The following is a 21,399-nucleotide window of genomic DNA, read 5'->3' on the forward strand; positions in this document are numbered from 1 at the left end:
TTATGGGGGTTAGATTTATGAGTAAAGATGTAAAGGTAAAGCGCAATAAGAAATATGATACATTTAGTATAACTATGCAACTTCTTGCACTAACATTTTACTGGTATTACTTATTCTATACATTTCTTTTACACCATTTAAAGTTTGAAGTAAATTTAGACAAATTATTTTATCGCCCAAACTTACTGTATTTTCAATACTATCTAAAATTACACTTCTTCCTTCATCATATTTACCAGCATCATAATTTGAAATATAACTAGTATCTCTCAATATTCTTTCTAAATCTTCATCTCTAACATTATTCTTTTTGACATTTATATATAAATTATACATATTACTTATTAGTAATTGTTGATTCTCTAAGAAATCATCTTGATGTTCATCTTTGTATATAGTATTTATCAACATAAGTCTATCTTCAATAAGTGATGGCACTAATAATAGATTCTTTATATAATGAACATTTGTTGAGTTTTCAATAGATTTATTAACTTCATTAATTATATTTTTAACTATACCTTTATACACATCTATAACATGCTGATACCCCATTTTTGCATCATATGGTAAAACAAATTTATTTATTATTAATGCAATAATTGCACCTAATACCACATATGAAATTCTACTCATAGTTAAAACATTAGGGTCTCCCATAACTGCTGCTGAACCAAGAGCTGAAACAGTTACACACACTATCAGTTTTCTATAATCAACTACATATGAGTTTATGTATCCTGCTAAAAGTACTATTAATGACCTTAATGTATTATCTTTTATTATTGAAAATGAAACAATAAATATTACCGCTCCTACTAGTGTACCTTCTATTCTTTTTCTGGATTTCTGCAAACAATTCTCTGCATAAGGTTGTGTTAATGAAAACACAGTTAACATTATCCATCTTCCATCTTTTAAGTGAAAATAATCCATAATAAAACCTGAGATTGCTGTAGCCAAAGCGATTTTTATTGCATAAGAAAATCTTATAGATTTTAAATTAAAATGTTGCTTATATATTGATATTCTTTTAAATTCACGTGGTATCTTTATTTTTCTTTCAACTCTTTTTTCTTCTTTTGATTTTACTTTTTTGTACTCTAATAAAAATTCATATAGATTTTCTAAAACACTGTAAATTTCTTTCAAATTTATATTTTTAGTATCTTGAGCAACAACATAGTCTCTAAATCCAAGTATTTCTTTATCAGTTATCCTATCTTTATTTTCTAAGCACATCTTGATATAATTTACTTCTTTAGATACTACAGTTAAAACATCTTCTTTACTATTTGTACTACTTTCTTCTAGAATATTTTTTATATCTTCATCTTCAAATTCCTTAGTATCTGTTTTATATCTATCTAAGATTAAACTTATTCTTTCTAATGAAAATAATATATTTATTATATCCATTCCTTTAATACTAATAAAAAAGTCATCTTTTCTATTATCAAATATAACCATTTTAAGACCTTTTGATATAGAATTTATTGTGTAATTACAGCTATCTATTTTTCTCATATTAGACTTACTTACAGAATTATCATTGTTCATAATATTTTTTAAAAGATTTACTTTTTCCAACAACTCATCACATATAGATATTAATTCTTTATCACCAATTTTTTTCATTCTATTTCTATTCATAACAAATTGAGCAATCATTATGACAAGTGAACCACTAGCTAAAGCCGATAATCTTATAGGAAATTCGCTTAATCCTACAGGTATACTTATCATAAATATATACATAAGACCAAAAGGTACATATACAGCCCTTTTCAAGTCATAACTAAATAAATATCCTATTATAAATAATGCTATAAAATTTAATAAAATTCCTAAATACATATTTTGTACTGCAAAAAACGATAGTACTCCTAAAGTTACGTTTATTACCAAGTATTTTAGTAAATTTTTAATTGGAGAAATGGTTAAATCCCTTTCCAAAAGCATTAGCATAGCTGTTACTATAGCCACACCTATAAGTGTATTTTTACTTCCAAATAAAGCTATAAATGCAGATATAAATGCTATTATAAAAATAAACAATTTAGTTTTTGATATTATTAATTTTTTTGTCATCAAATACCTCCTTAAAAATTTCAACAAAGTCAATTTTATCACACTTATTATCGTATTCAAAATCGTCTTTTCTACGTGAGGATTCTAACTTTTTTAGTTGAAGTTCTAATTTTAATTCATATATTATCGAACTTTACAATGATATATATCATATATATTCATATGCCATCATACTTTTTTTCTTTCAAATATTTTTTTAAAAATTAAAAACAACACTCTCAATGATACAATATTTGTACTTATTGAGAGTGTTGTAAGATTTATCTAGCAAACTTGTTTTATTTTTTCTTTACCTAGTATATAAGTACCAAGTCCCATAAATAAAGCTCCTCCAACAATGTTTCCAAGTGTTACAGCTACTAAATTATAAATAGCTCCTCCAATGCTAACTGTTTGAATTGTTGGCGAAAATAATGAAACACTATAGATTGTCATATTTGCCACGCTATGTTCAAAACCTGCTGTTATGAAAGCAAATAAACATAGGAATATCATAATTATTTTTGCACTATCGTTATTAGTTCTAAATGAACATAAAACTGCAACACAAACTAAGATATTACACAAAACTCCTCTAAAGAAAAGAGACATAAATGGCATAGATGCTTTGGCTGCTGCTGTAGTTGCAAAAAATTCTGCTACAGGACCTTTATCTACTAAACCAGTTCCTACAAACATTATACCTAAAATCAAAGCTCCTATTAAATTTCCTACCCAACTATATATCCATATTTTAGAAGTATCTTTTATACTTACCCCTTTATTTAACATACCTGCAGACATTACCATATTATTTCCAGTAAATAGTTCTGTTCCTGTCATTACAACTAAACTAAGTGCTACTGCAAACGATAACCCCATCATTATCTTTGTCATAGGAGAACCTGCATCTGTCAAAATCCCTCCAATAGTAAATATCAAAAGTATACCAATACCTACATAAAGTCCTGCAAAAGCAGAAGACACTAAATATTTTATCTTACTTGTATTTAATAAATTTATTTTATTTATAGCTGCATTAGTTAATTTATCCAAAGTTTCTTTATGCATAATTCCCTCTTCCTTCTATTAAATTTATAATTTATTTAAATATATATTCTTATTATTTACAGATATTTAACACCACTCCAGTATATATTTTCATGTACTTTAGTTATTTCTTCAAATTGTACACCTTCAAGTGCCCATTTTTTAAATTCCATGAATCCAGTCCTGTCAATTATATATCCTATATGTTCTTTCCCTCCTGGTGCATCTTTATCTATATATTGCTCTACATATTTGTAAGTATTAAGTATTATTTTTATTATGTTATCTTCATCTGCCCATAAAAGAAAATCTTCTGCTAGTCTTGGGTTTTTCTTCCCTGTTCTACCCATTATAGCTAATCTATAGTATTTTTTTTCATCTCTAGTCCATGCATTTGTTGGGCAATTCAGTACACATTCTCCACAACCTATGCACTTGTCTCCATCTCTTACTACTTTATTATTTTCTGTTTTTAATGCTCCAACAGATAGTTTTGAACATTTTTTTACACATGCTCCACAATTCACACATCTATCTTTTTCATATAGTGGCAATGTCATTCCTATAATTCCAAAGTCATTCATTCTAGCTTTTATACAGTCGTTTGGACATCCAGTCAATGCTACTTTAAAATGTAAATCATTTGGAAAGATTGCTTTTTCTATTTTTTTTGCAAATTCAGTTGTATTATACTGTGCTTTTGGACAGACTTTATTACCTATACAGGCAGCTATATTTCTTGTACCTGCTGCTGGATAGCCTGCATTTTTCTCATTTTGATTTATATTCATTTTTTCAATAACAGGTTGTATGATATTGTTTATTTCTTCCATATCTTCCATATCTATTCCTAAGATTTCAAAGCCTTGTCTTGTAGTTATATGTATCTGACCATTCCCATATTCATTTGCAATCTTAGAAACTGTAATTAAACTTTCAGGGTCAATAAGACCTCCTGGTACTCTAACTCTTAAAGAAGTTTTATATTTTGTTTTTGTAATTCTGTAAGCATTTTTCATTACTTTTTTAGTATTTAAATCTCTTATCACAAACTCCACCCCCTAATCAATAAGATTTTTAGCATATGAATAATCAAATACTGGTCCATCTAAACATATATAAGTATCATCCATCTTACAGTGTCCACATTTTCCTATTCCACAACACATTTTTCTTTCATAAGAAACCCAAATATTTTTTTCGTCTAAATCTCTTTTTAAAAACTCTCCTACTGTAAATTTCATCATCATTGGAGGTCCAACTACAATTGCAGAAGTATTATTTATATCTTTTATATCTAAATCTGGAATATATTTTGTTACTAATCCTACATTTCCACTATAATCCTCATCAGCTCCATCTACAGTAACTAAAATATCCAGTTTTTCACTCCATCTCTTTAAGTCCTCTGCAAATAGAACATCTTTTGGTGATTTAAATCCAACTATTAATTTAAACTTTTCACACTTATCTTTGTTATTATAAAAATATTCAACTATTCCTCTTACAGGGGCTAATGCACTTCCTCCTGCTACTACTACGATTTCTCTTCCTTCATATAAAGATACATCAAATCCATTTCCATAAGGTCCTCTTATAAAAAACGAATCCCCTTCTTTGTAATTGAATAATTCACTAGTAACTTTACCTACATTTCTTATTGTAAAATCAATATAATTTTCTCCATATCCTGATACTGATATTGGACTTTCACCATATTTAGGTATAGATATTTCATAGAATTTTCCAGGCAGTACACCTTTTGTATCGCAATTCACTTTAAATGTCCATTCTTTATCAGTATGTTTAACTATATCTAGTATTTTTGCACTTACTGGTATATATGAGTTCATTTATATCTCCTCCTTACTAGTTACTAAATCATTTATTTTTTCTATACATTTTGAAAATGATATATATTGTGGACAGGCATCATCACATCTTCCACACCCAACACACATGTTATATCCAAATCTTTTTTTGAAATCATTTATTTTATGCATAGTTTTAAATCTCATTCTTTCTCCTTGTTTTTTTCTGAAAGAATTTCCACCTGCTATATCTGTATATCCATCTACTTGACATGAAGCCCAAACTCTTCTTCTCTCACCTACATTTTCGTTTTCCTTATAAAAAATATCCTGCATTGTAAAGCACGAACATGTTGGACATACAAAGTTACATCTTCCACATCCAATACATCTTGTGTCATATTCATCCCATATTGGATTTCCTATCATCCCATTAGAATCAATATTTTCTGGTACATCTACAGAAATTAAATTTTCCGTTACATGACTGACATCAAATTCTGCTGCCTCTCCATTAAATACTTCAAATTCATTGTCTTTTATATCTAAGTACAATGTTTCTCCTTCTATATTCAATCCAAGTGAATAGTTATCAGTTTTATTAGAATCCATACTTACACAAAAACAATTTCTAAAACTCTCTTTACATCCTACAAGTGCAAATTTTATTTTTTCTCTAATATGTTTATAAAAATAATCTTTTTCTTCTCCATTATTTAAATATATTTCATCTAGTCTCTTTATTCCATTTATGTCACAAGCTCTTAGAAAAATTAAAATCTTTTTATTGTCTAAATCGCTTTCCTTAAATTCTTTTTCAGTAAAGTAAAATAAGACTTGATTGATAGGAAGCACTACTTCTTTTGGTGAAAAGTTTGATTTTTGAGCAAATTCCATTTCTTCAAAAGTGCTTACTTCCTTGTATCTTATCATGTCAGTATCTGAAAAAGTACCTTTAAATGGTATCATGACTGGTGCAAATATTCTGTAGTCTTTTTTTAGGGAATTCAGACCTTCATTGAATTTGGATGAATCTAATTTTAATTTCATTTTTATCACCTTTCTTATATTTTAGTTTTGCTTACTTATTATCTTGTTTAAATCTTAACACTTTCTTTTAGATACTTCCGTGACAATTATCACAGTTTTAAAAATAATAAAAAAAATATTACTAGAGTTTATTAAGCTCTAGTAATATTTTTATAACAGTTATAACTTTAAATTAAAAATCTCTTCTTTTAAATACAAGCTTCTCAAATGATTCTATCTCCATAGGTCTTGCAAAGTAAAATCCTTGTCCAATATCACAACCTGCATTTTTTAATAAATTTAATTGACCTTCAGTTTCTATTCCTTCAGCTACAATTAGCATATCTAAATCCTTACCTAATGTAATTATATTCTTTATAACTTTTTCTCCACGTGTAGATGTAATTGTCTCATTTAAAAATTCTCTATCAATTTTCAATACATCTATTGGCAATTTTTTCAAAAGACTGAGCGAAGAATATCCACTTCCAAAATCGTCCATAGATACAATAAATCCAATATTATGTAAATCATTTAGAATATCTAAAATCATACTTATATTTGACAAAAATAAACTTTCTGTTAACTCAAGTTCTATTAGATGTGCTGGTATATTATGCTTATTTATTAAAGATTTTAAGCTAGTTACTATATTTCTATTATTTAAATGAATTCTTGATACATTTATAGAAATTGGTGGTGGCTTTATTCCATTTTTTCTCCATTTTGACATTGTACTAAATATATTATCCCAAACATACAAATCAAGTTTTTCTATAAATCCATTTTTCTCAAACAGTGGAATAAAATCATTAGGAGGTATAGTTCCTTTAATTGGATGAATCCAACGAACAAGAGCCTCTGCACCTACAACTTCCTCTGTTATAAGGTTAATTTTAGGTTGCAAATAAACTACAAACTCTTTATTTAAAAGTGCATTATCCATATTATTTTCAATTTCTTTTTCACGAAGTATAGAAATCCTTATTTCATCATCATAAAAAGCAACTTTACTTTTATAATTAGTTTCTATTGTTTGGCAAGCTATCTTAGCCCTATCAATCATTACATCAATATTTACATCATCTCTATCAATTAAATACGCTCCACATTTAAGTATTATATCTATTTTAAATGTATTTTCTTTATCATCATTTACAACCTCAAAAAAATCATTTGCTCTTTTTCTTAAATTTTCTATATTGCTTTTTTTAGTCATTACAATAAATCTATCGTCTGATAATCTTGCATATATTTCATCCTTAAAAACACTTTCACCTATTTTTTTTGCTATATATTTTAAAATATTATCTCCAAATTCAAAACCAAACATATCATTTATATATTTAAATTTATCTATATTGATATAATATATAACAAAGTTATCTGTTCTATATTTCTCAAAAAGCTTGTTAGCATCAATTTTAAATTTTAGTAAACTCCTTATTCCTGTTACTTCATCAACATATGCTATCTTTTTTAATTTATTCATTTGTATCTTATAATTTACAATAAATATTCCAAAAACTATAAATATAAGAAATGATATTATTAAAACAAATGCCATAATATTATGTTGTATAAAATCTAATAGAGTGACCTTATGTTCTAAGTACTTTGTACTACCTGTAATTGCAATTGCAACCTCTTCTTCTGTAACTCTATTAATAGATTTGTTGAGTATTGACAACAATGCAGGATTTGCTTTTCCAGAAACCCCTATTCCAATATCCACGACTTGATTTTTTATTGGCATAAACATAAGCTCATCAAATTCTTCAGTATTAATTATATTATTTAGTATATAGTTGCTTCCTATAAATACATCACATTCTTCTTTCTTGACAGCTTCAATACATTTACTAGCATTTGGATAAAAACTTACTTTTTGATTTGGATAATATTCTTTTACAAATGATTCTATACCTGTCCATTTAATCATTGCTACTTTAGTTTTTTCATTCATTCCAATATCATTTTTTGCCAAACCTAACATAGTAGTTTCAAGGTATCCATCAGTAAATACAATATTATGCTCTAACTCAGTACTCCGTGACATAAACATATTTGCACAAATATCTACCTCACCATTTTCAACCATTTTTAAGCCATCAGAAAAATTATCTACCTTTATATATTCAAACTTTAAACCAGAGTTATTTGAAATTGATTTTAATATATCTATTGATATACCTTTGTAGGAATTTGTATTTTTATCATAAAAAGATAGTGGTGATGTATCAGGACCTGATACAACTTTTATTATAGGATGTTTCTTTATATATTTTTTTTCCTCCAAAGTAAATACTTCTGTGGATATTGCAGTATCCTTATAATGTTTATTAAATAAATTACCATCATAATATATATCTTCTCGCTTAATCTCATTTAATGCATAATTCAAACCATCTAGTATTTTTTTGTTTCCTTTAGTTGTTGCATAATAAATAGGCTCTGATGAAAAACGTAATACTACCTTTGTATTTGGTATATCTCTGATGCTTCCTGTAAGTATCATATCAATGGTTCCTTTTTCAAGTTCCTTTTGAAGTTCTTCTGCACCTTCTATGTACTTATATTTTACAGATATTTTATTTTTTTTACAGTATTCATCAAATACACTTTTAAAATGATTATCTGAAACTGTACCTACTACTTTTCCATCAATCTCTTTTAGATTATTATAAGATATTGTATTGTTTTTGGAGTTCACATACAATGCTCCATATTCATATCCAAAATTTAAATTCGTATAATCATAGTATTTTTCACGTTCTTCATCCTTTTGCAATGCTCCAAATATATCAATTTGTCCCTCTTTAAGCATTTCTAGACCTTGACCCCATCCACAAGGTATATATTCTAATTTCCAATTATTTATTTTAGCTATTTCATTCATATAATCATATGTATATCCATATAATTGACCATCTTTTGTAACAGAAATTCCATAACTAGGCCAATATCCAACTCTCACTTTTTCTTTCTCAGAAGCGGCTAAAACAAATGATGTATTTAATATAAGTAAAAAAATAACCATAGTAATAGTAAATCTATATTTTCCATTCATAGTATTCCTCCATTTATAACTAAATCATATCAAGATAGTTAAAGTATTCTTATTTAATTTAATATCCTTTTCATTTAAAAACTTAAATCATTCATTTAAATTTTAAATAGAGTCATTAAATATAATAAATCTATCTTTTCCTTGATTTTTTGAATAATAAAGAGCTTTATCTGCTTTTTCATATAATTCAATAAAAGATGTTCCATGATTTGGCATAATGGATATTCCAATACTACAAGAAACTTTATATGACTTATTTACTCCAGTATAATAATTTCTAAATGCATTACATAACTCAATCGCTTTATTTTCAATAAATTTCATATCCTTCATATTTTTTATGAAAACTACAAACTCATCTCCACCAATACGTCCAATTATATCATCTTCTCTAAAAATAGACGTTAATTTTTTTGAGACTTCAACTAAAACTTTATCACCAAAGGCATGTCCTAAATTATCATTAATAGCTTTGAAATCGTCTAAATCAATAATAAAAAATGCATGACTACTTTCTTTAGCCCTGTCTAAACTCAAAAATCTCTTTATTAGAGTCTCAGTTGTACCTTTATTATAAATTCCTGTTAATATATCACGTTCAGCTTTAAATTTAAGCTCAATCTCTTCTTTTTTCTGTTTATCTATATCTTTAATGTATGCAAATCCTTTAAGTTGATTACTTTGTGGGTCTTTAAGTAAATGCATTGTACAAAGTTCCCACAAAAGCTTACCATTAGTGTCATATCTTCTATACTCTAACTTTAACTCATTTACTCCCTTATTATATGAATCTAAGACATTTTCATAGTAAAATACTTTTTTAAAATTTTCTCTATCTGAAATAAAAACTATATCATCAACAATAGCCTCCATTACTTCAGAATATTTTCCAGCAGGTCTTAAACCTAAATTATTATTAGACTTTATATTACTTGATATAAATTTATCTTGAGAAAAATTAACTTCATATATAGCAATTGCTTCAGACAACATAGCTTTTCTATATTGCTCTTCTTGATTATATTGCATTTCAGCTTTTTTTTGCTCATTTATGTCTTCTAATAGACCTATCGCTCTAATTGGAATATCTGTTCCATTAAATAAATTAGTTAGAGTCATTCTATTCCATATATATTTTCTATTGACTAGTTTTGTTTTTATTACAGATACTACACTTTCTTCACCTTTTTCCATTTTATTAAAAGATTCTTTAAACACATCAACAAAATCAGGATGTATTATCCCAGAATCTATAAAATATTCTATGCCATTTTCAATATTTTTTTGTAGTCCATATATTGAAGAGACATCACTAGAGATATGTATAGATTTTGTATGCATATAATAGTCAAATACTATGTTAGAAGTCTTAGATAAGGCTATTCTAAGCCTTTCTTCATTAATTTTAAGTTCTTCTTCTGCTCTTTTTAAATCTGTTATATCAACCAATACACAGTAGAAATACTCTTTTTCATCAGAATCTTTTATGAGTTCACACTTATTTACAACCCACACAAAATTCCCACTCTTGGTAATCATTCTATACTCTATTTCAACTACTTTTGATTCTAATATTTGAAGTGCAAATTCCTTTTTCACTCTATCTACATCATCTTTATAAATTACATCGTAAAAATTATTATTAAACATAGATTTTATCTCTTCTTTAGTATATTCAAACAGGTCAATAAATCCATCACTTAAAAACACAAATTCATATTTTTCACCTACACTACATTTAAAAACACCGCCTGGTATATTGTTAGTTAGCGAAGATATCTCTAAATTTGCTTTTACAAGTTTTTCTTTGGATTTTTTCTCTTTATAAAATACAATTAAAATCAAAACTGAAAGTGCTATGAAGTTTTTAATAGTTAATATAATTGCAAGTTTATTTATCTTAGAAATCTCTTTCACTATCAAAGTCTTTGGAATAAAAGACAATACATACCAATCATTTAAACCAACTGGAGTATATGTGGCATATTCCTCTTTTCCTTTAAATTTATATTCTAAAAATCCACTTTTCTTATTTGATATATCTTCAATAAAGTTTTTATAACTGTAATCTTCTCCAATATAAATAAAATCAAAAAAATCATTAACATTCTTTATAGTGTCATCAGTTTTTCCTGGAGTAGATTTTGAGACAAGATTTCCCGACTTTTCAAATATATATGTACTTCCTTCTCCATTAAAACTAGTCACATCTATAAATTCACCTAATTTACTTGTATAATAAGAACCATACAGAACTCCAGTCACTTCACCATTTTTGAATATGGGAGACGCTACTATAAAACTATTTTCATTGTTAACAGATGATTTTATGATTTCTGATATATTACTTTCCCCTTTCATTGCCTTCTTAAAATAGCTATGTTGCGATATATTATAGACCTTTCCATCACCTGTATAGGCTGTACCATCTGGATATGCAATGTAGATTTTTTCAAAATCAGATTCCTTTGATACATCATTTAATAATTTCATTATATCTTCTTTCTTCATACCCTCTGACTCTGAAACAATTTTAGAAATACTATTTATAAACTTTGTTAGTGAGTTAAGCTTAACATTTATAGTATTTGAACTTTGCGATGATAACTCTTCTAAATGCATCTTTTTACTTTTTTCTACTAATGAATTAACATTATAGGTAAAATCCCAAAGAGAAAACATCACAAATACACATATAAAAATCAGACCTAAAGCATAACCAATGAATTTTTTATTTTTCATTTTGATACATCCCTTTCTGCGTATAGAAGCTGTGTCAACATCTGTATATTTACTATTCATATTAAATTAATTATACTATCAGAATTCAGCTGTTTCAATAAACTTAAGGTAAATAATACCATTTTAGATAAATAAAAAAGAATCTATAAATAGATTCTCTTAATAATATCTTTATTTAATTATAACTAATTGTTTTTAAAGTATTTTGATAGCTCGCTTTCTTTTACATAAAAACCTTTATTATCAATCTTGATAAGTTCTTCTTTTTGCAATACTTTTATCATTCTAGAAACTGTCTCTCTTTTACAACCAAGCATATCCGCTAAGTATGTAACTGTAAGATTTACATTTAATAACGTCCATTCTCCACAACAAACTCCAAATTCTTTACTTAATCTATATAATTTTGCTGCTAATTTCTTATCTACTTTTATAGATATTGAATTTTTTAACTGTCTATATAAACGTCTTGTCCTTCTCTCCATATAAGAAATAATATCTTTTGTAAGTTGAAAATCATTTTTCATAATTTCTGTAAATTCTTCGATACTATAATAAGATACAATTGAATTTTCAAATGCCTCACATCCAACAGCAGAATTCTTAGTAAAATCAAAGGTAATGTCATTTATAATTTCTCCATTATTTAATATGAAAATCACCTTTCTCTCACCATTTTCGCTTATCTTAAAAATAGATACTTTCCCATCTAAAAGTACATATACTCTGTCTAATTGTTCTTTTTCATAAAATAAAATTTCTTTTCTTTGTAATCTTTTTAGTTTAGCTTTTTCTTTAAGTTGATTCTTAGTTTCACTACATAAATTATTAAAAAGCATTACTTCGTCAATATTATAGTCTTTTAATTTAGACATGTAAAATCTCCTCATTACTAAATTTTTAAGAAAACCACATAAAGTATTACAAATATCTGATTTTATTCATTTTTAAACAGTTTTATAGCATTTGTAGTCTTGATTTTTCTTTCAATAGCTTCATTTGAAAGTTCTTTTACTACCTGTGTATATACTAAATCAATAATAAAAAATTGTGCCAATTTAGAAGATATTGAACCTGTTTCTAATACAGTTTCTCCTGATACATAAGATAAGTGCACATCTGAAATATCCTTTAATTCAGAATTTTTATTTTCAGTAATGGATATAATTTTAGCATTATTAGCTCTTGCAAGTTTTACAGTTTTTATAATTTCTTCAGTTTCCCCAGAATGAGAAATTGCAACTATTAAATCTCCTTCTTCCATTATAGAAGACATCATTATCATAGTGTGACTACTATCAAAACTTACACAATTAAGCCCAATTCTCATAAACTTATAGTTTGAATCTTGTGCTATTATCCCTGAATATCCAATACCTATAAAGTAAACTTTTTTAGCATTTATTATAAGTCTTGCACAGTCATGAACATCCACACTATTGATTATCTCAACAGTATTCTCTAAAGTAGTTATATTTGAGTTTAAAAGTTTCTTAGCTGTATCTAACGCTGGCTCATCATTTTGTATATTCTTGTTTATGATATTTTTTTTATTACTACTTGATATTTCTTGTGCTAAAGTAACTTTAAAGTCTTGCAAACCATTAAACTTCATTTTTTTGACAAATCTAGTTATAGTTGCTTCACCAATATTACTCTCTTTAGCAATTTGTGATATTGGTTTATAAAATACATCCTCTATATTTTCTTTTATATAAGCTATCAATAATTTATCTGACTTTGTGACTTTAAAAGTTGGTGATTCTAATTGTTCTAAAATACTCATTAAAAAACCTTCTATTCTCTATATTTTGTTTAAAAAATTATATAATGCCCCAAGCATACCTGCATCATTTTGTCTCTTTGCAAATTCTACATTAGTATTTTTATAAACTCTTTCTATAAGAACTTCCTTTAATGCTCTATCTATTTTAGGTTTTAGAAATTCTTCTTGTGCCATTATTCCACCACCTAAAATTACAACTTCTGGATTTATTACATAACATATATTTGCAATACCAATTGCTAATGATTTTATCATATTATCCAATTCTTTTAAACAATCTTCGTCATTATTCTTTGCTAAATCAAAAATTATTTTCCCATTTAAGTCATTTTCATCCATATTTTTTATTTTTGCTATTTTTTTCACCAAGCTGCTAGTTGATGCCAACTCTTGGAAAGTACTTCCATCCATATTCATATATCCTACTTCACCAGCACTATTACTAAATCCATTTATAAGCTTATTATTTATTATAACACAACCACCAATACCAGTACCTATTGTCATACATATAGAAGAAGTTGCTCCCTTCCCTGCTCCAAGCCACATTTCACCAAGTCCAGCACAATTAACATCATTTTCAACTTCACATTTTATATTAAATTCTTTTTCTATCTCTTTCTTTAACTCCATACCTTTATAGCTTGGAATTAATTCTTCTAATGCAAATACTATCTTACCTTCAATCGGGTCAACCATACCTGCAGTTGATATACATATCCCCTCAATATCATTTTCTTTTATATATTTTTTAACTATTTTCTTTATTTTAGATAATATTCCTGGCCCACCTTTTTCTTTTGCTTCAGTATCTAAACTTGATTTATCGATTATTAACCCATCTTCTCTAATAAATCCATATTTTATTGAAGTACCTCCAATATCTATACAAACATAATTTTTCATAACATATCTCCATACAAATTATTTTTATAACCAATATTACTAATTAAAATTTTATATTACATAAATTTTTTATTTATTTTTTCCAACTCACAGACATATTTTCTCGCTTCTGATAAATCTATAGTATCCTTTAATATAATTTTTCCCTCAGTTATATGATATTTATAAATATTCTTACATAAATCTTCTCCTAACATATTAAGACCTTCTTGACTATAATGTACATCATCAATAGTTAAACCTTGGTCATGAAATTTCATAGCGATTTTACTACCTATACTTAATGTGTCACATTCATTACAAGCAAATTCTTGCGCTACTGCAATCCGTCTTGTTCTAACAAAATATTCATCTTCTCCAAGCCAATAACCAGTTAAACTAACAAACATTTTATCAATCATACATTCTTCCTTAAGTCTATATGCAATTTTTTTTAGACTCTCTTTATAGTATAAAACATCACTACCATATTTTGCATCACTTTCACCTTGAATCCAAATAACATATTTATTTGATATTTTATAATCCTTGCTTAAAGTATTACACCCTGCATTAAATTTTTCTATAGTGTCATTTAAAAACCAGTTATTATCATGATTCCAATTTTTTATTCTTGACCCATCCTTTGCATTGTGTATAAAACAAACTTTATTACCTGTAAGTCTATTCCACTCATTTGAAAATGCAGGTGCTATAGTCCCATCCCCTTCAGAAGTCTCTAATTCACATCTCATGTTTATAATCTCGTCAGTACTTAAGTATTCAAAACAATTCTCGTTTGGAATAACACTGTCTTTTGGATTTCCCAAGCCTCTAGCATTACTTTGTCCTATTAATAAAAATACATCTATATTATCCATAAATTAACTCCTCTATACAATTCTAAACTTTTTAATGCCTGTTTAAATTTTCCTATAAAAAACTAAGGCTGAAAATAGTAATCTAACTAAAATTTACGAAATCTCACTAATCGCTGAAAGTTAAATCACTATTTTCAGCCTTAGCGGTTATATAAATTTTCATTATCTAACCAAAACCTTAAAAATAGCTTTTTTGATATTTTCTTTTTCTGAAACTTTTATTGCTGTCATATGTGCATCTTCTGGATAACATACTAAGAAATCACCTTTTCTAAGTTCAACATATCCATTATTTTGCCCATTAAGAGGTAAAAAGTCACTATCTTCCTCATATGCCTTTTGCTCTAAATTTTCTATAAAATTTAAGTCTATTCTTTCGCATCCATCTAGCATCAAGTGTACATCTATATATTTCTTATGAGCTTCCCAGAATCTTTCTTCTTTTTCACAAGTTTTATACTCAACGATATTTACAAAGATGTCATCACCATCTATTGTATGAGTCCCTTTTTCGTAATCTATCAATGAATTTTCTTTAGCATATTCAAAACACTTAAGTAAATCTTCATGCAATGTTGAATATGTCTTACTATGATTTATACTTCCAAATATCATAAGCACTATCTCCCTATATAATTTTAAATACATTCTACTTTTAGATTTTTTACATATAAATATCTTTATACATTCTTATAGAGTAACTAGATTATTTATATATCTGATAACTCTAATCTAGCCACTCTATAAGATAATTTCTTATTTAAATTCTATATTATTTTTCATAATAAACTGTAGTTTCAGCTTTTGGTAAATATACTTTTGCTTTAACTTTAGATTCTATTGCACTAAATACTGTTCCTACTACTACAGAAGTAGTTATTGTTATTAGAGAATAAGCCCAAGAAGTTACTTCTGGTAATTTGTATTTTAGATAAACAACTAAAATTGCTGATACTGCAAATCCAACATATGCTCCCATTTTAGTTGCTCTTTTACAAAACGCACCAAGTACAAATATTCCTGCTAAAACGCCTAAAACTAGACCCATAAAACTATTGAACCATTCATATGCTGACTTTATTTCTCCATTTGCTAAGATTATTGCAACAACTATAGAAAGTATACCTACTCCTAATGATATATATTGTGCTACCTTAGTTTGTCTTTCCATACTCATATCTTTTGTTATAATAGTTTGTATATCTAAAGTCCAGCTTGTAGCAACTGAATTAAGCCCTGTTGATAAAGTTGACTGAGATGCTGCATATATTGCTGCAAGTAGTATTCCTGTTATACCTACTGGTAATTCATAAGCTATATATGATGCAAATACTTGGTCTTGTTGAACTGTTTGTGCTAAATCTGGGTTTTGAGTATAGTATATAAATAAACAAGTTCCAATTAGATAAAATACTGTTGCAAGTCCCATTGATAAAACACCATTTCCATATGTCATTTTATTAAGTTGTTTTATATCAGTTGTTGTAGTAAATCTTTGAACTATATCTTGACTTGATACATATGATGAAAAAGTATTAAGACCAGCTCCAACAAATATTATAAATGCACTTGTAGATAGTATATTTTTATCAAACATAACTTCATTTGTTGCTAAGAATTTATGACCACTTGTAAGAGTATCCATCACTGTTCCAAATCCACCATTTATACTTGATATTAGATAGAATAGTGTACCTGTAACACCCACTATTAGTACCATACCTTGTATAAAGTCAGTCCATAAAACAGCTTTTAAGCCACCTGTATATGAATAAATTATTGCTATTACACCCATAACTATTATTAACACATTTACAGGTATCCCTGTAAGACCTGCTAAAACTACTGATGGTAGATACATTATTATAGACATACGTCCTATTTGATATATTATAAACATTAAAGCTCCAAGCACTCTAAGACCTTTACTTTCATATCTCATTTCTAAGTACTCATATGCAGTATCTATTTCTAATCTACTATATAAAGGTAAGAAGAATTTTATCGTTAAAGGTATAGCTATAAACATACCTAATTGTGCAAACCATAAAATCCATGTTCCACCATAAGAATTACCTGCTAGTGATAAAAATGATATTGGGCTTAATAATGTAGCAAATATTGACACTGATGTAACCCACCATGGAATAGTTCCATCACCTTTGAAGAACTCTTTTCCTTTCATTTCCTTCTTTGAAAATAATAATCCTGCAAATAAAACTGCCAATAAGTAAACTACTAATATTGCAAAATCTATCCAAGTAAATCCTACCATTTGACTAATCCTCCCATACTAAAAGTATTATTAAAAATACTTTCTGTATATTTCTTTCGCTCTTGATTTCATTTCATCAGTTGCTTCCTTCATAGGTTGTCTACAATATCCAGCTTCAACACCTTGTTCTTCAAGTAGTAATTTAATTGTTTGATATAGGCCATTTCCTAATATATCTGTTATTAAATCATTAGTCACATGTTGCACTTCAAGTGCTTCTGATATTTTTTCATTCTTAGTTAATTCAAATATTTGTCTAGCTCTGACACCGTTTACATTAAATGTAGAACCAATTGCCCCGTCTACACCTAAAACTGTAGCTGGTAACATCATTTCATCAAATCCTGCAAATATTAATTTATTTGGGAATGTTTTTCTCATTCTTTCTAGTAAATAGAAATCTGCTGCTGTAAACTTAACACCTATTATTTTTTCATTTTCAAATAATTCCCCAAATTGATCTAAACTCATATCAACACCAGTTAAAAATGGTATAGAGTATATTATTAATCTATTGTCTACAGAATTTATTATTGTATTATAGTAGTGTTTTATTTCTTCAAAATCGAATTTATAGTAAAAAGGTGTAACAGCACTTATAGCATCATATCCTAGATCAGTTGTAAATTTAGCAAGTTCTACAGCTTCTTTTAAGTTAACTGAACCAACTTGAGCTATTAACTTTATTTCTTCTTTCACTTCATCTTTAGCTATTTCAAATATTTTTTTCTTTTCATCAGTTGAAAGCATGAAGTTTTCTCCTGTACTTCCACCTACATAAAGACCATCTATTTTACAAACATCTATATTATGTCTAATTATTTGTCTTAACCCTTTTTCGTTTATATTTCCTTCCTTATCAAATGAAACTAATAATGCTGAATAAATTCCTTTCATATCTGTTGTTCTCATATCTTTACCTCCAATTTTAATTTTCAAATATAGTTAAATATAATAAATTTTTAATTTATAAATTAATTTTTAATTAATTTCAATTGCTTTAACAAATTTTTCTGTTATCAATTGTGGTCTTGTTATTGCTGAACCTACAACTGATGAGTGAACTCCAAGTTCAAAGACTTTTTTTAAATCTTGAGGAGTATTTACCTTTCCTTCTGCTATTACAGGTATTTTTAAATCTTTAACCAATCTTTCCATCAGTACAAAATCTGGACCATCTAAAGTTTCTGTATATGGAGTATATCCAGATAATGTAGTTGAAACGCAGTCTACACCGTATTCTTGTGCCTTGACGGCTTCATCATAATTTGAAATATCGGCCATTACTAAAACATTATTTTCTTTTATATAATTTATAATTTCTTTCAAATCTTCGTTGTTTGGTCTAACTCTATTAGTAGCATCCAGTGCTATCATCTCACATTCTGTTGTTAAAAGTTCATCTACTTCTTTTTTAGTTGGTGTTATATATATATCTGAATCTTCATAATTTCTCTTTATGATACCTATGACAGGAAGTCCAGTAACTTTTTTTATTTCAATAATATCATCAACTCCTTGAGCTCTAATTCCAACTGCTCCACCTTCCTGAGCAGCTCTAGCCATTCTACCCATTATAAAAGAACTATGAAGAGGTTCATTTTCTAAAGCTTGGCATGATACTATTAGTCTTCCCTTTACCTTATCTAGCATTTTTTTGATTACCTCATTTCTGAAATTTATTTTCTTAATTTATGTATTAATAATAACATGAAAACTTTTTCTTTGCAATATTTTTTCATATTTTTTTATTATTTCTATTTTTTTATAGATTTATTCCAAACATTTCCTTGTTATTCATAGTTTTAAGAAAATTTATTTCATTTTTTTGGTTTTTATTTTCATTTAAATATAGATACAAATAATTTAAATAAAAAAACCCATGTATACAATACATAGGTTCCCCAATACTATTCTAAATCCATAATAATTTTTCTACCACAACATGGACAAAACTCAGATTCTGAATCTATTTCACTTTCGCAATAACCACAAACTATAAAATCATCATAATCATTATCTAATTCAAATTTTCTACCACATTCAGCACAATATTTGTCATTTATATTTCCAACATAACCACATTCACAAGTTACATTACTTTCTGCAATTTCCATTTCATTGATTTCCATATTTTTTTCATAAATTATCTTATCAAGTTCTAACAACTCATCACAGAATTTATCAAAACACTCATCATCAATAGAATTTTCTCTAATTTTTTGGTAAGTCAACATTCCCATTTCTAAAAATAGCTTACTCTTCTTTTCTTGAATATCATCAATTTCTCTATTTATCTTTGATTTTTCCTTATATAATTCAATCTTAAATTTTCCATTACCAAATCTTTTTTTAACCTTAGAAAATTTATCATCTACTGTCTTTTTATTATTTTCTTCCATAGAAGTTTCCTCCAATCATATTTAATCAGCTGAGTTTAGCTTATATCCTATTAAAGATATCACAAAACTGTATATAAATGAAATTATAATAGTTGAGAACACTTTAAATTGCATAACTAGAGTTGTTCCATAACTAGTCGTATTAAAGAAATTAATATTACTATCAAGTATAAACGTGCTAAACAAAGCTAACATACCCATTAAAAATGCATAATATATGCTAAATATTATTATAGGTTTAATACTATGTGTTTCGTATTTAAATCTTAACTTATATCCATTTAATAAAATTATTAATGCAGACAAAGCTCCCATTGCATAAAACATTAATTTAGTATCTCCAAATAAAGAAGATGAACCTAAGCTAAAGATTGACAATGTTGAATTTATTATTGTTACCGAAATTCCATTTGCAAAAGCCCACATATAGCTCGCAATTTGTGGCAATATAGCAAATAAATCGATTCCACTTGAGTAACTACTCATATTCAATTCATTTAAATAACTACTATCAGATATAGTTAATATAAAAAGTATTGCTAACACTAAGGCATATCCTAATATAAATATTTTAATAGCATTTGAAAAAAGGGACATATACATATTTTCTTTTTCATAGCTTTTTCTATAATTAGTTATATATGTACATATAAATCCTAATACAAATCCATTTAAAAGTGCACTAAAAAATTCGTAACTATACTCTAAAGCATATCCATATTCTAACATACTATGTGAGCTAGTTTTAACATTAGTAAAAATACATAAAATAGCTAAAATTAATCCATAAAAAATTCCAACTCCAAGAGAATTAGCTAATGTAGTTTTTGAATCCTTACATCTTTTTCTCATAAAAATTAGATTTGATATAATTAATCCTAAAACAGGAATTATAAGTAATATTAACAAGCCTATATTTGCACTTATAAATCCAGAACCCATCATGGTAGACATAGATACGCTGATTTGCCCTAGGTTAAGAGCTAAAATTATATGTGCTGGATTTATCATATAACTGATATCATTAAATTGAATAGTAATTATAGCCTTAAATATTAACGAAATAACCAGCAATATAAATATAGTTGAAAAAGTCGTTAAAAATATCCCTCTTATATTTGCGTGATATGAGAGTTCTTTTATTTTAGATTTTAAGTCAAGTTTTGTTTCGCTTGATTTTAATGATACTGTTTCATAAAGTTCATTTCCACAAAATTTACAGTAATTATCTTTAGGATTATTTTGTTTGTTGCAACTAGAGCAAATTTTATCTTCTTTAGTTTCAAGTGTAAGGTTATTATTTTTTATTTTTCTAGTTGGTTTACCTGTTTTTTTAGAATAGTTGCTATATGAATAATTCATGTTATCTATTTTTTTTTCATCCATTTTTTCCCTCCA

At 27.0% G+C, this 21,399-nt stretch carries 17 protein-coding genes; all 17 read right to left on the minus strand.

Features of this window, described 5'->3' with window-relative positions:
• Nucleotides 1–72: 72 nt before the first annotated feature.
• The 17 genes from KGF50_RS09815 to KGF50_RS09895 all read right to left on the minus strand — a co-directional run bounded on the left by KGF50_RS09815 (nt 73) and on the right by KGF50_RS09895 (nt 21,387).
• The gene (locus tag KGF50_RS09815; protein ID WP_227847881.1) at nt 73–2,091 is read right to left on the minus strand and encodes an FUSC family protein; all 2,019 of its coding nucleotides are present in this window, start codon (nt 2,089–2,091) and stop codon (nt 73–75) included.
• A 264-nt stretch (nt 2,092–2,355) separates the two neighbouring features.
• Nucleotides 2,356–3,141, minus strand: coding sequence for a formate/nitrite transporter family protein (locus KGF50_RS09820; RefSeq protein WP_227847882.1), 786 nt, complete (start codon nt 3,139–3,141; stop codon nt 2,356–2,358).
• A 56-nt stretch (nt 3,142–3,197) separates the two neighbouring features.
• A complete protein-coding gene (gene asrC, locus KGF50_RS09825; RefSeq protein WP_227847883.1) occupies nt 3,198–4,169 on the minus strand; it encodes a sulfite reductase subunit C in 972 nt (323 codons plus the stop codon).
• Between the two features lie 12 nt (nt 4,170–4,181).
• Nucleotides 4,182–4,973 (minus strand): anaerobic sulfite reductase subunit AsrB, encoded by a 792-nt coding sequence (gene asrB / locus KGF50_RS09830; protein WP_227847884.1) that lies wholly within the window; start codon nt 4,971–4,973, stop codon nt 4,182–4,184.
• Nucleotides 4,974–5,981, minus strand: coding sequence for an anaerobic sulfite reductase subunit AsrA (gene asrA, locus KGF50_RS09835; RefSeq protein ID WP_227847885.1), 1,008 nt, complete (start codon nt 5,979–5,981; stop codon nt 4,974–4,976).
• A 172-nt stretch (nt 5,982–6,153) separates the two neighbouring features.
• The gene (locus KGF50_RS09840; protein ID WP_227847886.1) at nt 6,154–9,030 is read right to left on the minus strand and encodes an EAL domain-containing protein; all 2,877 of its coding nucleotides are present in this window, start codon (nt 9,028–9,030) and stop codon (nt 6,154–6,156) included.
• 102 nt (nt 9,031–9,132) lie between these two features.
• Nucleotides 9,133–11,832 (minus strand): diguanylate cyclase domain-containing protein, encoded by a 2,700-nt coding sequence (locus tag KGF50_RS09845; RefSeq protein ID WP_227847887.1) that lies wholly within the window; start codon nt 11,830–11,832, stop codon nt 9,133–9,135.
• Nucleotides 11,833–11,957: 125 nt separating this feature from the next.
• Nucleotides 11,958–12,647, minus strand: coding sequence for a Crp/Fnr family transcriptional regulator (locus tag KGF50_RS09850; protein WP_227847888.1), 690 nt, complete (start codon nt 12,645–12,647; stop codon nt 11,958–11,960).
• A 62-nt stretch (nt 12,648–12,709) separates the two neighbouring features.
• Nucleotides 12,710–13,558, minus strand: a complete 849-nt coding sequence (locus tag KGF50_RS09855; RefSeq protein WP_227482491.1) for a MurR/RpiR family transcriptional regulator — start codon at nt 13,556–13,558, stop codon at nt 12,710–12,712.
• An 18-nt stretch (nt 13,559–13,576) separates the two neighbouring features.
• Nucleotides 13,577–14,464, minus strand: coding sequence for an ROK family protein (locus KGF50_RS09860; RefSeq protein WP_227847889.1), 888 nt, complete (start codon nt 14,462–14,464; stop codon nt 13,577–13,579).
• 56 nt (nt 14,465–14,520) lie between these two features.
• Entirely contained in the window at nt 14,521–15,324 is an 804-nt protein-coding gene (locus KGF50_RS09865) for a sialate O-acetylesterase (protein WP_227847890.1), read from the minus strand.
• 162 nt (nt 15,325–15,486) lie between these two features.
• Complete coding sequence (locus KGF50_RS09870) at nt 15,487–15,939, minus strand: YhcH/YjgK/YiaL family protein (RefSeq protein ID WP_227847891.1); 453 nt, start codon at nt 15,937–15,939, stop codon at nt 15,487–15,489.
• Nucleotides 15,940–16,096: 157 nt separating this feature from the next.
• Complete coding sequence (locus tag KGF50_RS09875) at nt 16,097–17,599, minus strand: sodium:solute symporter (protein WP_227847892.1); 1,503 nt, start codon at nt 17,597–17,599, stop codon at nt 16,097–16,099.
• Between the two features lie 30 nt (nt 17,600–17,629).
• Complete coding sequence (locus tag KGF50_RS09880; protein WP_413840264.1) at nt 17,630–18,511, minus strand: N-acetylneuraminate lyase; 882 nt, start codon at nt 18,509–18,511, stop codon at nt 17,630–17,632.
• 69 nt (nt 18,512–18,580) lie between these two features.
• Nucleotides 18,581–19,252 carry an N-acetylmannosamine-6-phosphate 2-epimerase gene (locus KGF50_RS09885; RefSeq protein ID WP_227847893.1) on the minus strand — a complete coding sequence of 224 codons (672 nt, stop codon included), beginning with the start codon at nt 19,250–19,252 and terminating at the stop codon, nt 18,581–18,583.
• 257 nt (nt 19,253–19,509) lie between these two features.
• Entirely contained in the window at nt 19,510–20,001 is a 492-nt protein-coding gene (locus KGF50_RS09890) for a zinc ribbon domain-containing protein (RefSeq protein ID WP_227847894.1), read from the minus strand.
• A 21-nt stretch (nt 20,002–20,022) separates the two neighbouring features.
• Complete coding sequence (locus tag KGF50_RS09895; RefSeq protein WP_227847895.1) at nt 20,023–21,387, minus strand: hypothetical protein; 1,365 nt, start codon at nt 21,385–21,387, stop codon at nt 20,023–20,025.
• Between the last annotated feature and the right edge of the window lie 12 nt (nt 21,388–21,399).

This window comes from Clostridioides sp. ZZV15-6598 (assembly GCF_020657705.1).
GTDB classification, from domain to species: domain Bacteria; phylum Bacillota; class Clostridia; order Peptostreptococcales; family Peptostreptococcaceae; genus Clostridioides; species Clostridioides difficile_F.

Excerpts from the sequence above, each read along its gene's own strand:
- KGF50_RS09895 (WP_227847895.1), bottom strand. The coding sequence starts at position 21,387 with ATGGATGAAAAAAAAATAGATAACATGAATTATTCATATAGCAACTAT.
- KGF50_RS09865 (WP_227847890.1), bottom strand. The coding sequence starts at position 15,324 with ATGGATAATATAGATGTATTTTTATTAATAGGACAAAGTAATGCTAGA.
- KGF50_RS09855 (WP_227482491.1), bottom strand. The coding sequence starts at position 13,558 with ATGAGTATTTTAGAACAATTAGAATCACCAACTTTTAAAGTCACAAAG.
- KGF50_RS09860 (WP_227847889.1), bottom strand. The coding sequence starts at position 14,464 with ATGAAAAATTATGTTTGTATAGATATTGGAGGTACTTCAATAAAATAT.
- asrB (WP_227847884.1), bottom strand. The coding sequence starts at position 4,973 with ATGAACTCATATATACCAGTAAGTGCAAAAATACTAGATATAGTTAAA.
- KGF50_RS09870 (WP_227847891.1), bottom strand. The coding sequence starts at position 15,939 with ATGATATTTGGAAGTATAAATCATAGTAAGACATATTCAACATTGCAT.
- KGF50_RS09815 (WP_227847881.1), bottom strand. The coding sequence starts at position 2,091 with ATGACAAAAAAATTAATAATATCAAAAACTAAATTGTTTATTTTTATA.
- asrA (WP_227847885.1), bottom strand. The coding sequence starts at position 5,981 with ATGAAATTAAAATTAGATTCATCCAAATTCAATGAAGGTCTGAATTCC.
- KGF50_RS09880 (WP_413840264.1), bottom strand. The coding sequence starts at position 18,511 with ATGAGAACAACAGATATGAAAGGAATTTATTCAGCATTATTAGTTTCA.
- KGF50_RS09840 (WP_227847886.1), bottom strand. The coding sequence starts at position 9,030 with ATGAATGGAAAATATAGATTTACTATTACTATGGTTATTTTTTTACTT.
- KGF50_RS09875 (WP_227847892.1), bottom strand. The coding sequence starts at position 17,599 with ATGGTAGGATTTACTTGGATAGATTTTGCAATATTAGTAGTTTACTTA.
- KGF50_RS09890 (WP_227847894.1), bottom strand. The coding sequence starts at position 20,001 with ATGGAAGAAAATAATAAAAAGACAGTAGATGATAAATTTTCTAAGGTT.
- KGF50_RS09850 (WP_227847888.1), bottom strand. The coding sequence starts at position 12,647 with ATGTCTAAATTAAAAGACTATAATATTGACGAAGTAATGCTTTTTAAT.
- KGF50_RS09820 (WP_227847882.1), bottom strand. The coding sequence starts at position 3,141 with ATGCATAAAGAAACTTTGGATAAATTAACTAATGCAGCTATAAATAAA.
- KGF50_RS09885 (WP_227847893.1), bottom strand. The coding sequence starts at position 19,252 with ATGCTAGATAAGGTAAAGGGAAGACTAATAGTATCATGCCAAGCTTTA.
- KGF50_RS09845 (WP_227847887.1), bottom strand. The coding sequence starts at position 11,832 with ATGAATAGTAAATATACAGATGTTGACACAGCTTCTATACGCAGAAAG.